Annotated in this window: 14 protein-coding genes; 12 read left to right on the top strand and 2 right to left on the bottom strand. The window is 68.2% G+C overall.

Annotated elements, in window-relative coordinates:
* Positions 1-31: 31 nt before the first annotated feature.
* Positions 32-301, bottom strand: coding sequence for a hypothetical protein (locus tag DDV73_RS05395; protein ID WP_109506207.1), 270 nt, complete (start codon positions 299-301; stop codon positions 32-34).
* Positions 302-398: 97 nt separating this feature from the next.
* Between DDV73_RS05395 and uvrB the strand changes: the two genes are divergently transcribed.
* The 3 genes from uvrB to DDV73_RS05380 are packed head-to-tail and all read left to right on the top strand — an operon-like array spanning position 399 to position 3,315.
* Positions 399-2,501, top strand: coding sequence for an excinuclease ABC subunit UvrB (gene uvrB, locus DDV73_RS05390; RefSeq protein ID WP_109506206.1), 2,103 nt, complete (start codon positions 399-401; stop codon positions 2,499-2,501).
* On the top strand, positions 2,498-2,938 hold the full coding sequence (locus DDV73_RS05385; protein WP_109506205.1) for a VOC family protein: 441 nt from the start codon (positions 2,498-2,500) through the stop codon (positions 2,936-2,938). Before uvrB ends, DDV73_RS05385 begins: the two co-directional genes overlap by 4 nt.
* Before the next feature lie 11 nt (positions 2,939-2,949).
* Positions 2,950-3,315: an MmcQ/YjbR family DNA-binding protein gene (locus tag DDV73_RS05380; RefSeq protein ID WP_109506204.1), complete on the top strand. Its 366-nt coding sequence runs from the start codon at positions 2,950-2,952 to the stop codon at positions 3,313-3,315.
* Positions 3,316-3,710: 395 nt separating this feature from the next.
* Here DDV73_RS05380 and DDV73_RS05375 read toward each other — a convergent pair whose 3' ends face one another.
* Positions 3,711-4,301 (bottom strand): DUF1707 SHOCT-like domain-containing protein, encoded by a 591-nt coding sequence (locus DDV73_RS05375; RefSeq protein WP_206050722.1) that lies wholly within the window; start codon positions 4,299-4,301, stop codon positions 3,711-3,713.
* 154 nt (positions 4,302-4,455) lie between these two features.
* On the opposite strand from DDV73_RS05375, the gene DDV73_RS05370 reads away from it, so the two are divergent.
* Genes DDV73_RS05370 through DDV73_RS05330 form a run of 9 tightly spaced genes read left to right on the top strand, consistent with a single transcriptional unit; the run spans position 4,456 to position 13,760 of the window.
* Positions 4,456-5,229 carry an MlaE family ABC transporter permease gene (locus tag DDV73_RS05370; protein ID WP_109506202.1) on the top strand — a complete coding sequence of 258 codons (774 nt, stop codon included), beginning with the start codon at positions 4,456-4,458 and terminating at the stop codon, positions 5,227-5,229.
* Complete coding sequence (locus DDV73_RS05365; RefSeq protein WP_109506201.1) at positions 5,229-6,068, top strand: MlaE family ABC transporter permease; 840 nt, start codon at positions 5,229-5,231, stop codon at positions 6,066-6,068. Before DDV73_RS05370 ends, DDV73_RS05365 begins: the two co-directional genes overlap by 1 nt.
* 12 nt (positions 6,069-6,080) lie before the next feature.
* Positions 6,081-7,400, top strand: coding sequence for an MCE family protein (locus DDV73_RS05360; protein ID WP_109506200.1), 1,320 nt, complete (start codon positions 6,081-6,083; stop codon positions 7,398-7,400).
* The gene (locus DDV73_RS05355; protein ID WP_240617133.1) at positions 7,397-8,476 is read left to right on the top strand and encodes an MCE family protein; all 1,080 of its coding nucleotides are present in this window, start codon (positions 7,397-7,399) and stop codon (positions 8,474-8,476) included. Before DDV73_RS05360 ends, DDV73_RS05355 begins: the two co-directional genes overlap by 4 nt.
* Complete coding sequence (locus DDV73_RS05350; protein WP_109506199.1) at positions 8,476-9,462, top strand: MCE family protein; 987 nt, start codon at positions 8,476-8,478, stop codon at positions 9,460-9,462. Before DDV73_RS05355 ends, DDV73_RS05350 begins: the two co-directional genes overlap by 1 nt.
* The gene (locus DDV73_RS05345) at positions 9,462-10,661 is read left to right on the top strand and encodes an MCE family protein (RefSeq protein ID WP_109506198.1); all 1,200 of its coding nucleotides are present in this window, start codon (positions 9,462-9,464) and stop codon (positions 10,659-10,661) included. The genes DDV73_RS05350 and DDV73_RS05345 overlap by 1 nt, the downstream gene beginning before the upstream one ends.
* Positions 10,661-11,983 carry an MCE family protein gene (locus DDV73_RS05340; protein WP_109506197.1) on the top strand — a complete coding sequence of 441 codons (1,323 nt, stop codon included), beginning with the start codon at positions 10,661-10,663 and terminating at the stop codon, positions 11,981-11,983. Before DDV73_RS05345 ends, DDV73_RS05340 begins: the two co-directional genes overlap by 1 nt.
* The gene (locus DDV73_RS05335; protein WP_109506196.1) at positions 11,980-13,245 is read left to right on the top strand and encodes an MCE family protein; all 1,266 of its coding nucleotides are present in this window, start codon (positions 11,980-11,982) and stop codon (positions 13,243-13,245) included. Before DDV73_RS05340 ends, DDV73_RS05335 begins: the two co-directional genes overlap by 4 nt.
* A complete protein-coding gene (locus tag DDV73_RS05330; protein ID WP_109506195.1) occupies positions 13,242-13,760 on the top strand; it encodes a hypothetical protein in 519 nt (172 codons plus the stop codon). Before DDV73_RS05335 ends, DDV73_RS05330 begins: the two co-directional genes overlap by 4 nt.

Below are 13,760 nucleotides of genomic sequence, written 5' to 3'. Positions count from 1 at the left end.
ACTCCGGCCGATTCCGCCGAGCCCGCGCCGGTCACTTCTTGGTCACGGCGGCGTACACCTCGTCCAGCTTCTTCTGCAGGTCAGGGACTAGCTTGATCAGCTCGATCTCCTCGCTGAGCTCGGTCAGCAGCCCCTTCACCTCGCCGAGCACCTCCTTGGTCTCGGCGAGGGTGCCGTCCACGCTGGCCAGCTTCTCGTCGACGGTGCCGAGGGTCGCGTCGACGTTGGCGAGTGCGGTGTCGGCGCTCTTGAGCACCCTGTCCACCCGCTTGAGCGTGTCTCCGACCGGGTTGAACGCCATGGACCGGCTCCTTCGATAGGTGTTACCGGGGGTAATGGTAACCACTGCTCACCGTCGCCCAGCAGGATTGTCGGCGGTGGGTCGTAGGCTCGTCGCCATGCGACCAGTGACCGACATCGAGCGCCGGGTGGCGCCGTTCGAGGTGGTCTCGGACTACCAGCCGTCGGGCGACCAGCCGGCGGCGATCGACGAGATCACCTCCCGGATCAAGGGCGGCGTCGAGGACGTCGTGCTCCTCGGCGCGACCGGCACCGGCAAGACCGCCACGGTCGCCTGGGTCGCGGAGCGGCTGCAGCGGCCGGTGCTGGTGCTGCAGCCCAACAAGACGCTGGCCGCGCAGTTCGCCAATGAGCTGCGGCAGCTGTTTCCCAACAACGCGGTCGAGTACTTCGTCTCCTACTACGACTACTACCAACCCGAGGCCTACGTCCCGCAGACCGACACCTACATCGAGAAGGACTCCTCGATCAACGAGGAGGTCGAGCGGCTGCGGTTCTCGGCCACCAACTCGCTGCTGACCCGGCGAGACACGATCGTGGTCTCGACGGTGTCGTGCATCTACGGCCTCGGCACCCCGCAGGAGTACGTCGACCGGATGGTCCGGCTGAAGGTGGGGGAGGAGCGCGACCGCGACTCGCTGCTGCGCCGGCTGGTCGAGATCCAGTACACCCGCAACGACATGACCTTCACCCGCGGGACCTTCCGGGTCCGCGGCGACACCTTGGAGATCTTCCCGGTCTACGAGGAGCTCGCGATCCGGGTGGAGTTCTTCGGCGACGAGATCGAGCGGCTGATGACGCTGCACCCGATCACCGGGGAGGTGGTCACCGACGACGCCGAGCTCTATATCTTCCCGGCCAGCCACTACGTCGCCGGCCCGGAGCGGATGGAGCGGGCGATCCGCGGGATTGAGACCGAGCTCGTCGACCAGCTGGCCACGTTCGAGCGGCAGGGCAAGCTGCTGGAGGCGCAGCGACTGCGGATGCGGACGACGTACGACATTGAGATGATGCGCCAGATCGGCACCTGCTCGGGCATCGAGAACTACTCGATGCACATCGACGGCCGGTCCCGGGGGAGCGCGCCGAACTGTCTGCTCGACTACTTCCCCGAGGACTTCGTGCTGGTCGTCGACGAGTCGCACGTCGCGGTCCCGCAGGTCGGCGGGATGTACGAAGGCGACATGTCCCGCAAGCGCAACCTGGTCGACCACGGCTTCCGGCTGCCGAGCGCGATGGACAACCGGCCACTGCGCTGGGAGGAGTTCCTGGACCGGATCGGGCAGACGATCTACCTGTCGGCGACCCCCGGCAACTACGAGCTCGACAAGGTCGGTGGCGACGTGGTCGAGCAGATCATCCGGCCGACCGGCCTGGTCGACCCCGAGGTGATCGTCAAGCCGACCAAGGGCCAGATCGACGACCTGATCCACGAGATCAACACCCGGGTCGAGCGCAACGAGCGGGTCCTGGTGACCACTCTGACCAAGAAGATGTCCGAGGACCTCACCGACTACCTCCTCGACGCCGGCATCCGCACCCGCTACCTCCACAGCGAGGTCGACACGCTGCGCCGGATCGAGCTGCTGAAGGAGCTGCGGCTGGGGGAGTACGACGTCCTGGTCGGCATCAACCTGCTCCGCGAGGGTCTCGACCTCCCCGAGGTATCGCTGGTCGCGATCCTGGACGCCGACAAGGAGGGCTTCCTGCGCTCCGACAAGTCGCTGATCCAGACCATCGGCCGCGCCGCCCGCAACGTGTCGGGCCAGGTGTTCATGTACGCCGACAAGATCACGCCGTCGATGGAGTCGGCGATCGACGAGACCAACCGGCGCCGGGCCAAGCAGGTCGCCTACAACACCGAGCGCGGCATCGACCCGCAGCCGCTGCGCAAGAAGATCGCCGACATCACCGAGATGCTGGCCCGTGAGGACAAGAACACCGAGGAGCTGCTCCAGACCTGGCAGCACATGGATCCGAAGACCAAGAAGGCGCCGGTTCCCGGACTGTCGAAGCTCAAGGAGAGCCAGCCCGACACCGCCGGCCTGCCGACCTCCGACCTCGCCGAGCTGGTCCGCGAGCTCACCGAGCAGATGCACAACGCGGCGGCCGAGCTGCAGTTCGAGGTCGCCGCCCGGATTCGTGACGAGATCTCCGAGCTCAAGAAGGAGCTCCGCCAGATGCTGGAGGCGACGAAGTGAGTGACGCCCGCGAAGTTCAGGTGACCTTCGACTGCGGGGACCCGGCCGCGCTGTCGGCGTTCTGGGCGGACGTGCTCCGCTACGAGCTGGACCCGCCGCCGCCCGGCTTCGACAGCTGGGTGGAGGCGCTCACCGCGTGGGGCGTGCCCGAGTCCGAGCACAACTCCCGCTCGGCCGTCTCCGACCCCGCCGGCGCCGGCCCGCGCCTGTTCTTCCAGCGAGTCCCGGAGGGCAAGGCCGCGAAGAACCGGGTCCACCTCGATGTCCGCGCGGCGCCGGGCCTGACGGGCGAGGAGCGGATGGCCGCGCTCGAGATCGAGGCCGAGCGCCTCGTCGCCCTGGGCGCCACCCGAGTACGGCGGTTCGAGCCGGACCAGTTCACCGCCGGCCACATCTGGCTGGAGGACCCCGAGGGCAACGAGTTCTGCCTCGACTAGCGTTTCCGGTCATGGACGTCGAGCGGATGCAGGCCCACTGCCTGGCCAAGCCGGGTGGCTGGTCAGACAACCCGTGGGAGCACGAATACCCGGTGGTCAAGGTCGGCGAGGGCGAGCGAGCGAAGATCTTCGCGTTCCTCAGCCGCAGCGGGGTCGGTGTGAAGGCAGGAGCGACGCGCGAGGTGGCCGATGAGTGGCTCCACCGCTTCCCAGACGACGCGTCCGTGATGGCCTACATCGGCCGTTCCGGCTGGAACGACCTCGCCTTCGGCGGCTCGATCCCCGACGACGAGCTGCTGGAGGCGGTCGACGAGTCCTACCGACTCGTGGTTAGCAAGCTCCCCAAGAAGCACCGCCCCGACGGCTGGGACACCTAGAAGCGACCCGGCCGGTGTCGACGTACACACGCGCTGACCCGGCTCGTGTCGACTTACATACGCACTGACCCGGCCCGTGTCCACGTGCATACGCGCTGACCCGGCCCGTGTCGACGAGCTATGCGTCGACGACAAACCGGGTCACCTGCGTAGAGCGTGAAGACGGGCCGGGTCAGCGGTGTACGGCGTGAAGACGGGCCGGGTCAGCGGTGTGAGGCGTGAAGACGGGCCGGGTCAGCGGTGTGAGGCGTGAAGACGGGCCGGGTCAGCGGTGTGAGGCGTGAAGACGGGCCGGGTCAGCGGTGTGAGGCGTGAAGACGGGCCGGGTCAGCGGTGTGAGGCGTGAAGACGGGCCGGGTCAGGGGCGTAGGGCGTGAAGACGGGCCGGGTCGGCGTCAGGGCGTCTCTGGGTCCTTGCTGCTGTCGCCGTCCTGCGAGGATGGCAGCTCGTCGCGGCGCTGCTGCTCGCGGAGCTCGCGTCGTTCACGGCGGCTGGCCTGCTTCTCGAGCCGCTGCCGCTCGCTCTCCATGATGTCCTGGCGCTTGACCAGCACCCGGCCGATGTTGAGGCCGGTACCGAGCATCACCCAGATCGGCCAGGGGTGGCCGTTCATGCCGGTCGCGATCCAGATCACCCAGCAGATCGTCGAGGCCGACAGGAAAGCCCACAGCGCGTCCCGCCGCTCACGGTCGTACCGCGCCTTGATCTTGCGCTCGAACGCGGTCCCGCTCACGGCCACGACCGCGCGGGTGGCGCTCTGTGGGACCAGATCCGCGACCAGTTCGGGCAGCTCGCCGAGGGTGCGGATCCGGTGCACCGCGTCGGTCCGCTCGTCCAGCTCGGCGCGATCCAGCCGGCCGTCGGCGTACGCCTCGCCGAGGATCTGGAGTACGACGTCACGGTCGCGGTCCGACGCGCGGAGGCCGGCGTACTCGGATGCGCGCGGGTCGCGCTCGAACTGCTGCCAGATCTCGGGCACACTCACGACGGCCATCGTATTCACTGGGCCACAGGTACAGCGTGACCTGACCGGGTCACAGTCGTTGGTCCCTTCCAAAGTGAGAACATGTTCTAGTAGCGTCGGCGCCTCGGTCACATGAGGCGCCCCTCGGGGCGCACGAAGTGGAGAGGGAGGTGCGATGGCGTTCTCGGCTGTCTCGGTGCTGAGGGGACCCGGGGAGCTGGCGTCGATGGTCATCGAGGTGACCAAGCGCATCTTCACCACGCCGTTCCAGACCCGCGAGTTCATCGAGCAGGCCTGGTTCATCACCAGCGTCACGCTGATGCCGACGATCCTGGTCTCGATCCCGTTCGGCGCGGTGATCTCGCTCCAGGTCGCGAACCTCACCGGCCAGCTCGGCGCCCAGTCGTTCGCCGGCGCCACCGCCGTACTGGCCGTGGTCCGCGAGGCCGCGCCGATCGCCGCCGCCCTGATCATCGCCGGCGCCGCCGGCTCCGCCATCTGCTCCGACATGGGATCGCGGAAGATCCGCGAGGAGATCGACGCCATGGAGGTGCTCGGCGTCGACCCGCTGGCCCGGCTGGTCGCACCGCGCGTGGTGGCCACGATGTTCGTGTCGGTGATGATCAACGGGCTGGTGATCGCCGCAGGCATCGGCGGCGGCTACTTCTTCACCGTGATCATCCAAGGCGGCTCGGCGGGCGCCTTCCTGTCGTCGTTCACGACTCTGGCCAGCCTGCCCGACCTCTACATCGCGATGATCAAAGCCGTGATCTTCGGCTGGCTGGCGGCGATCGTCGGCGCCTACAAGGGCCTTACCGCGGGCGGCGGACCGAGCGGTGTCGGCCGAGCCGTCAACGAGTCGGTGATCATCGCGTTCATGCTGCTGTTCTTCATCAACACGATCATCACCGCGGTGTACTTCCAGGTCGTCCCCCCGGCAGGTCTGTGATGGCGAGCATCTCCGAAGCAGGGTCCGCCTTCGTCAAGGGGCGGCGCGACTCGCTGGAGCAGTACGGCGACCAGCTGTTGTTCTACGTCAAGGCACTCGCCTGGACGCCGCGCGCGATCCGTCGCTACCCCCGCGAGATCATCAACACCCTGGCCGAGGTCACCTTCGGTGCCGGCGGCCTGACGGTGATCGCCGGGACGGTCGGCGTGATCGCCTTCCTCGCCTTCTTCGCCGGCACCGAGGTCGGCCTGCAGGGCTACGCCTCGCTGAGCCAGATCGGGGTCGCGAAGTTCAGCGCCTTCATCTCGGCGTACTTCAACACCCGCGAGGTGGCGCCGCTGGTCTCCTCGATCGCGCTGGCCGCGACGGTGGGCTGCGGCTACACCGCCCGCCTCGGCGCGATGCGGATCTCGGAGGAGATCGACGCGCTGGAGGTGATGGCGGTGCCCTCACTGCCGTTCCTGGTCACCACCCGGATGATCGCGGCGTTCATCGCGGTGATACCGCTCTACATCGTGGCGCTGTTCGCGTCGTACCTCTCGCCGCGGCTGATCGTCACCCTCATCTACGGCCAGTCGGCCGGCACCTACGACCACTACTTCATCCAGTTCCTGCCGCCGGTCGACATGCTGTGGTCGTTCGGCAAGCTGCTGTTCCTCGCGGTCGCGGTGATCCTGATCCACTGCTACTACGGCTATACGGCGTCCGGCGGACCCGCCGGGGTCGGCATGGCCGTCGGCCGCGCGATCCGGACCTCGATCGTGACCGTCGTGGTGGCCGACTTCTTCCTGAGCTTCGCGATCTGGGGCTCGTCGACCACTGTCCGGATCACCGGGTGAGGTGACGCGACGATGCTGGTCAACATTCATCACGACTCCCCGCAGGAGCACCGGCGGCTGGTGGTCGCCGGGATCGCCTTCCTGCTCACGATCGCGCTGCTGATCAGCCTGTCGATCGCGATGTACCAGAAGGTCTTCGAGCCGGTCACCATGGTGACGATCAAGGCCGACCGGGCCGGCCTCCAGCTGGCCAAGTTCGGCGACGTCCGGCTCAACGGTGCGCTCGTCGGCCAGGTCCGTGAGATCGACCAGGACGGCAAGGAGGCGTCGATCAAGATCGGCCTGCGCCCCGAGGCCGCCCGCGAGATCCCGGCCAACGTGAAGGTCGAGATCCTGCCGACCACCCTGTTCGGCCAGAAGTACATCGCGTTGCTGCGCCCGGAGAACCCGGCCAAGGATGCGATCGCGGACGGCGACGTGATCCCGTCCGACCGGGTGCGAACCAACGTCGAGCTGAACAGGATCCTCGCGGACCTGTTCCCGCTGCTGCGGGCGGTCCGGCCGGCTGACCTCAACGCCACCCTGAACGCGCTCGCCACCGCGCTCGGCGGCCGGGGTGAGCGGATCGGTGAGTCCCTGGACAAGCTCGACAGCTACCTCGGCGCCATCGACGACCACCTGCCGACCTTCCGCAAGGACATCCGGCTGCTGGCGCAGGTCGCCCAGACCTACGACCTCGCCGCGCCCGACCTGATGAGCGTGCTGAAGAACGCGACGGTGACCAGCCGGACCGTGATCGCCAGCAAGGAGAAGCTCGGCGTCTTCTTCGACGACCTCACCGGGCTGTCCAGCGTCTCCACCCGGATCCTCGCCGACAACGAGCAGAACCTGATCCGGGTCGGCCAGGTGACCGAGCCGGTGCTGCAGCTGCTCGCGACGTACTCCCCGCAGAACCCGTGCCTGCTCAAGGGCCTGGCGATCCAGTCGGAGAAGCTGAAGGACATCTTCCGCGGCGGCGTCATCCACCAGGAGGTGCGGTTGTTCACGCCGCAGTACAAGGCCTACACCGCCGCCGACGCCCCTGAGTACGGCGAGATCGGGCACGGCCCGTGGTGCATCGGGCTGCCGAACCCGGGCGGCCTGATCGGCGACCGCGACCTGGCCGACGGCACCGACATCGACGGCAACCCGCCCACCAGCCCGATCCCGGGGCTGCCGCTGCCACGCGCAGCCACGCCGTACGGCGCGAACCCGACCAGCGGCTCGGCCGGCACTGAGGCGGAGCAGGAGCTGCTCAACGCACTGCTCGCCGCCGAGACCGGCCGGCCGGCGGACAGCTACGGATCGCTGCCGGCCCTGCTCTACGGCCCACTGGTGAGGGGGGCGAAGTGATCCTTAACGACCGTCGCAACCGCGTCACCACCGCCGCAGCGGTCAAGCTCGGCATCTTCACGCTGGCCTCGATCGTGGTCACCGGCGCGCTGGCCTCGATCATGGGCAACTTCAGCTTCGGCGCCGGCTCCGACTACAAGGCGGTGTTCACCAGCGCGAGCATGCTTCAGAAGGGCGACGACGTCCGGGTCGCCGGCGTCGCGGTCGGCGAGGTCAAGAAGGTCGAGCACCACGAGCGCGGGCAGGCGATGGTCACCTTCCACGTCGAGGACGGCGTACCGCTGACCGATGCGTCGCGCGCCGAGATCCGCTTCCTGAACCTGGTCGGTGACCGCTACCTCGCGCTGGAGGCCGGCGCCGACAAGGCGGCACCGACCCTGGCCGACGGCGACACCATCCCGGTCGAGCGCACCAGTCCCGCGCTCGACCTGACCGTGCTCTTCAACGGCTTCCAGCCGCTGTTCCAGGCCCTCAACCCGACGCAGGTCAACGAGCTCAGCCTGAACCTGGTCCAGGTGCTGCAGGGCGAGGGCGGCACGGTCAAGAGCCTGCTGTCCAAGACCGCCTCGCTGACCAACACCCTGGCCGACAACGACGAGCTGATCGGCGAGGTGATCACCAACCTCAGCAAGACGCTGGAGACCGTGCACAGCCACCACAAGGAGTTCGACTCGCTCATCATCGAGCTCAAGGGCTGGATGACGCACCTGTCCCAGGACCGGCTGTCCATCGGCTCGTCGATCGAGAGCCTGGGCGACCTGACCACGGTCGTCGCCGACCTCCTGGTCGAGGGCAGGCCGCTGCTGAAGGACGACATCGTCGAGCTGCGCAAGCTGGCCCAGCTGCTCAACAAGCCGGAGAACGCGAAGGCGGTCGAGCTGCTGCTGGACAAGGTGCCCGAGTCCTTCAGCGACCAGACCCGGACCGGCACCTACGGGTCTTGGTACAACTACTACCTCTGCGGCTTCAAGGGGAAGATCCGGCTGCCGATCATCAGCGACCTGCCCGGCCTGCGCGAGCTCCAGGAGCAGCTCAACAACTTCTCGTTCCACTCCACCGCAGCGAGGTGCAACTGATGGCCCGTCGCGAGAGTGAAGCCCGGATCCTGCGCCTCGGCGCGATCACGCTGGTCGTGATGCTGCTGGCGCTGGCCGCGTCGTTCAACCTGTCGAAGATGCCGGGCCTGGCCGGTACGACGTACACCGCCGAGCTGGCCGACGCGAGCGGCCTGCACAAGGGCAACATGGTCCAGGTCGGCGGCATCCGATCCGGCCGGGTCAAGAGCGTCGAGCTCACCGGGGACCGGGTGCTGGTCTCGTTCGAGGTCGACAACGACGTCGAGTTCGGGACCGAGACCAAGGCGTCGGTGGAGGTGCTCAACCTGCTCGGTGAGAAGTACCTCAAGCTGGAGCCGGACGGTCCCGGCCAGCAGGCCAGCGACGACGTGATCCCGCTGGCGCGCACCGAGTCGGCGTACGACATCGTCGGCGTGCTCGGCGACCTGGCCACCACCACCGAGCGGATCGACACTCAGCAGCTGCAGCAGGCGCTGACCGCGATCGGCGAGACGCTCGACGCCTCCGGGCCGGAGATCCAGGAGAGCTTCCGCGGCATCTCCCGGCTGTCGCGGACCATTGCCAGCCGCGACCAGGAGCTGCAGACGCTGCTGAAGAGCTTGCACACGGTCAGCAAGATCCTGTCCGCGCGCAGCAAGGACATCGTGAAGCTGATGAAGGACGGCGACCTGGTCTTCCAGGAGCTGCGCAAGCGCAAGCAGGCCATCCACCGGCTGCTGGTCGGCGCGCGCTCGCTGTCCAGGGAGCTGCGCGGGGTGGCGACCGACAACCAGAAGGAGATCGGGCCCGCCCTCAAGGAGGTCGACGAGCTGACCTCGCTGCTGGTCCGCAAGGAGAAGCAGGTCAAGGCACTGATCCACAACGCCGGCCCCTACGCCAGCATCCTGAGCAACGTCATTGGCACCGGGCCCTGGTTCGACGTGTACGTCGTCAACCTCGCGAGCATCCCGACCGGCGAGTTCCTTCCTGGGCCGGGTGATCTCTGATGAGCCGCGTGCTGAACGTCCGGGTGGTCGCGGTGGTGCTGCTGGCGGCCCTGCTCGCCTCGCTACTGCTGATCCGTGGCGAGGCCGAGCGGCGTACCGTCACCGCCCACTTCCCGCGCGCGGTCAGCATCTTCGTGGGCACCGACGTCCGGATCCTCGGCGTCAACGTCGGCGAGGTGACCGCGGTCGTGCCGGAGGGCAACTCGGTCCGGGTCGAGATGGAGTACGACGCGAAGTACCAGGTCCCCGCCGACGCGAAGGCCGTCATCGTCACCCCGACCCTGGTCGCCGACCGCTTCATCCAGCTCACCCCGGTCTTCCGCAAGGGCGACCGGGCTATGGCCGACGGTGCCGACATCGCGCTGCCCGACACCGGCGTACCCGTCGAGCTGGACCGGATCTACGCCAGCCTGCGCGACCTGTCGGTGGCGCTCGGCCCGAACGGCGTCAACAAGGACGGCACCCTCGACAACGTGCTCCGCGCCGGCGCGGAGAACCTCGAGGGCAAGGGTGAGCTCGGCAACCAGATGGTGCGCGACCTGGCGATGGCGGCGACCACGTTCGGCAACGGCAGCGGCGAGCTCTTCGCGACCGTTCGCGAGCTGGCGCAGTTCACCAAGGTGCTGGCCGGCAACGACAAGCTGGTGCGCGCCTTCCTCAAGGACCTGGCCGGCGTTTCGGCGACGCTGGTGACCGAGCGCACCGAGCTGGAGCTGGCGCTCGCCGAGGTGGCCAAGTCGGTCGGCACCGTACAGACCTTCGTCAAGACCCACCGCAAGGCGCTGGTGACCGACATCGCCAAGCTGACGCGGGTTGTCAAGAACCTCGCGACCGAGAAGGACGCGCTGGCCACGACGCTGCGCGCCGGCCCGCTCGGCGCGGGCAACCTCGCGCTCGCCTACAACGCGCAGACCAAGACCGTCGGCTCCCGGCTCGGCCTGGAGGGCAACATCGCCGACGCCGACGGGTTCCTGTGCGCGGTGGTGAAGCAGTCGAACGTGCCGAAGGCCGGCGCCGAGCTCGCCTGCCGGCTGTTCAAGCAGCTGCTGGAACCACTGATCAACCAGGCCGGCAAGCCGTCCGGCAAACAGTCCGGCGACCCGGCGGACGGACCGACCGCACGCGATGCGGACCAGACCCAGGAGCAGTTCAGCAGCGAGACAGACGGCTCGCTGAACACGCTGATGGGAGGCTCGTGATGATCTCCCGGACCTTCCGCCGCGCGCTTCCCGCCGGTGTCGTCGCGCTGGCCCTGCTGGTGTCGGGCTGCGAGTTCGACGCCTACGACCTGCCGCTGCCCGGCGGCATCGACGAGGACAAGTCGTACGTCGTCACCGCGGAGTTCGCCGACGTGCTCAACGTGGTGCCGCGCTCGGCGGTGATGGTCGACGACGTACCGGTTGGCGAGGTGACCGAGATCAAGCGGGTCGGCTGGCATGCCCGGGTGACGATGCGGGTCCGCGACAACGTCGTACTCCCCGACAACGCGACCGCGGACATCCGCCAGACCAGCTTGCTCGGCGAGAAGTACATCGCGCTGGAGAAGCCAGAAACCGAACAGGCCCGCGGGCGGCTCGGCGACAACGACAACATCCCGCTCGCCGCGACTGGCCGCAACCCGGAGATGGAGGAGGTGCTGAACGCGCTCTCGTTCCTGCTCAGCGGCGGCGGCGTCGGCCAGCTCGCCACCATCACCGAAGAGCTCAACGACGTGATGGGCGGCCGGACCGACCGGCTCAAGCATCTGCTGAACAGCCTGGACAGCGTGGTCGGCACCCTCGACGCCCAGAAGACCGACATCCTCGGCGCGCTGCGATCACTGAACGGGCTGGCCAGGACGCTCAACGCCGAGCGCAAGACGATCAGTGGCGCGCTGGAGACCATGCCTAGGGCGGTCGCCGTACTGTCCGACCAGCACGCCGACCTGATGAAGATGCTGCGCTCGCTGGACCGGCTCGGCGTCGTCGGCAAGCGGGTGATCACGGCCAGCAAGGACGACCTGCTGGAATCGCTGCGCCACCTGAAGCCGATCCTCGCCTCGCTGAGCGCGGTCGGCGATGACCTCCCGACCGGACTGGCGATGATGGTCAGCTTCCCGTTCCCGAAGGAGACCGCCGAGGTCGTCAAGGGCGACTTCGCCAACGCGGTGATGCAGCTCGACATCAGCCTCGAGAACCTCACCCTGCCCGGGCTGCCGCTGCCGCCGCCGGGACAGGTCCTCGACGAGCTCGGCAAGTGCCTGGCGACGCTGAACCTGCTGAGCCCGGAGTGCGCGAAGTTCCTGACCAACCTCAACCTGTTCCAGGTGCTGAAGACCGAGTGCGCCAAGCCCCAGCACAAGGACAACCCGATCTGCAAGGGACTGGGTGGTCTGCCGCTGATCGGTGGCCTGCCCGACCTGCTGGGCAGCGGCGCCGACGGCGGGCTGCTGCCGATCCCCGGCCTACGTGGCGCGCTCGCCGGTGAGGGCCCCGCGCCGCCTACTGAGTCCCAGCTGTACGGCGGGGAGGCGACGCCATGAGCAGGGGAGTGCGGATCCGGATCGCGGCGTTCATGGTGCTGAGCGCCGTCGGGATCGTGTACGTCGCCGGCGAGTACCTCGGCATCGTGGACCGGATCCTCGGTCGCGGCTACACCATCCATGCGACGCTGCCGGAGTCCGGCGGCCTCTACGAAGGCAGCCAGGTCACCTACCGCGGGGTCGGAGTCGGCGAGGTCGTGAAGATGACTCCGACCAAGGAGGGCGTCACGCTCGACCTGGCGATGGAGGAGGGTGTGCGGATCCCGCGCGACGCCCGGATAGAGGTCCACAACCTGTCCGCGGTGGGCGAGCAGTACCTCGACTTCCTGCCCGAGGACGAGTCCGGTCCCTACCTCGGTGACGGCCAGACCCTGGCCGGCGACGCCGACTCGCTGCCGGTGAGCGAGGAGGACCTGCTGGTCGAGGTCGACCAGTTCGTGAACTCGGTGGACAAGGAGAATCTGGCCACGGTGGTCGAGGAGCTCGGCACCATGTTCCGCGACACCGGCCGGCCGCTGGAGCAGCTGCTGGACGGCGGCACCGAGTTCATCGACGAGGCCTCCGCCAACCAGGACGAGACGATCGCGCTGCTCGACCAGGCGCTCGTCGTACTCCAGACCCAGCAGGACGAGAGCGAGAATATCCGCTCCCTGGCCCGCGACCTCAAGCTGATCACCGCGTCCCTGCGGGCCAGCGACAAGAACCTCCGGACGGTCCTGAGCGACACGCCCGCGCTGTCCGGCGAGCTCACCGCGCTGCTGAAGGACCTGGAGCCGTCGCTGCCGGTGCTGCTCGCGAACGCCGTGACCGTCGACCAGGTGCTGCTCGCGCACCTGCCCGGGATCGAGCAGCTGCTGGTCACCTTCCCGCGGCTGGTCTCCAACGACCTGGCCACGCCACCGAGCGGCTGGGGCATCACCAGCCTGCAGCTGGACTCGGGGCAGGCGCCGTGCCGGGAGGGCTACCTGCCGCCGAGCGAGTGGCGCCAGGGTGACGACGTGGCGGACCGGCCGCACTATCCGGCGCGCTGCCTGAGCGGCCCGCCGTTCAACATGCGGGGCAGCAAGTACGCTCCGGCACCAAACGGTGCATACTCCTCAGGTCGGACCTACGGGCGGTCGTATGATCCGACCTCGGGAATCATCGACGGCCTGACCGACACGAACGGCGAGTCGGTCCGGCTCGGGGATCAGGGCAACCTGTCCATCCTGGGAGGGGACTCATGGAAGTGGCTGCTGGTCGGCCCGGTGGCGACTCGGTGACGCCTTCGAAGCTTGGACTGTTCCACCTGAACGCGGCGCTCTACCTGCTGGCGATGGTGGTGGCCTGCGTGTGCGTGGTCGGTGGCGTGATGTCGTGGCAGCGGTACCAGGAGCGTGCCGACGAACGGGTCGAGCAGGAGCGGTACGGCGACGTGCTGAAGGCCGCCCGCACCGAGGCGGAGGCGTTCGTGAACATCGACTACCGGTCGGCCGAGGAGAGCATCGACCGGGTCGCCGACGGTGCGACCGGCGACTTCGCCAAGCAGTACCGCTCGGAGTCCACGTCGGTGGTCGAGCTGGTCAAGGAGAACGAGTCGGTGATGACCGGCGAGATCCTCTGGGCAGGCGTGGTCGACGTCGACCAGGACAGCGCGACCGTGCTGGTCGCGACGTCCGGCACGGTCGCCAACGTGCAGACCGACAACCGCGCGACCGTACGTAACTTCCGGCTGCAGCTGGAGCTGCAGCGCGTCAAGGGCCGCTGGCTGACCTCCGACCTTCAGTTCGTGGGGTGA

Origin of the sequence: Nocardioides speluncae (genome assembly GCF_003121585.1) — a bacterium.
Lineage (GTDB): Bacteria > Actinomycetota > Actinomycetes > Propionibacteriales > Nocardioidaceae > Nocardioides > Nocardioides speluncae.
Note: the sequence above shows the minus strand (reverse complement) of the source record. Positions and strands in the feature narration are given on the sequence as shown.

What these genes read in the sequence shown, in the direction of transcription:
- uvrB (WP_109506206.1), top strand. Translation starts at nt 399, where the DNA reads ATGCGACCAGTGACCGACATCGAGCGCCGGGTGGCGCCGTTCGAGGTG.
- DDV73_RS05365 (WP_109506201.1), top strand. Translation starts at nt 5,229, where the DNA reads ATGGCGAGCATCTCCGAAGCAGGGTCCGCCTTCGTCAAGGGGCGGCGC.
- DDV73_RS05340 (WP_109506197.1), top strand. Translation starts at nt 10,661, where the DNA reads ATGATCTCCCGGACCTTCCGCCGCGCGCTTCCCGCCGGTGTCGTCGCG.
- DDV73_RS05370 (WP_109506202.1), top strand. Translation starts at nt 4,456, where the DNA reads ATGGCGTTCTCGGCTGTCTCGGTGCTGAGGGGACCCGGGGAGCTGGCG.
- DDV73_RS05360 (WP_109506200.1), top strand. Translation starts at nt 6,081, where the DNA reads ATGCTGGTCAACATTCATCACGACTCCCCGCAGGAGCACCGGCGGCTG.
- DDV73_RS05380 (WP_109506204.1), top strand. Translation starts at nt 2,950, where the DNA reads ATGGACGTCGAGCGGATGCAGGCCCACTGCCTGGCCAAGCCGGGTGGC.
- DDV73_RS05350 (WP_109506199.1), top strand. Translation starts at nt 8,476, where the DNA reads ATGGCCCGTCGCGAGAGTGAAGCCCGGATCCTGCGCCTCGGCGCGATC.
- DDV73_RS05335 (WP_109506196.1), top strand. Translation starts at nt 11,980, where the DNA reads ATGAGCAGGGGAGTGCGGATCCGGATCGCGGCGTTCATGGTGCTGAGC.
- DDV73_RS05345 (WP_109506198.1), top strand. Translation starts at nt 9,462, where the DNA reads ATGAGCCGCGTGCTGAACGTCCGGGTGGTCGCGGTGGTGCTGCTGGCG.
- DDV73_RS05395 (WP_109506207.1), bottom strand. Translation starts at nt 301, where the DNA reads ATGGCGTTCAACCCGGTCGGAGACACGCTCAAGCGGGTGGACAGGGTG.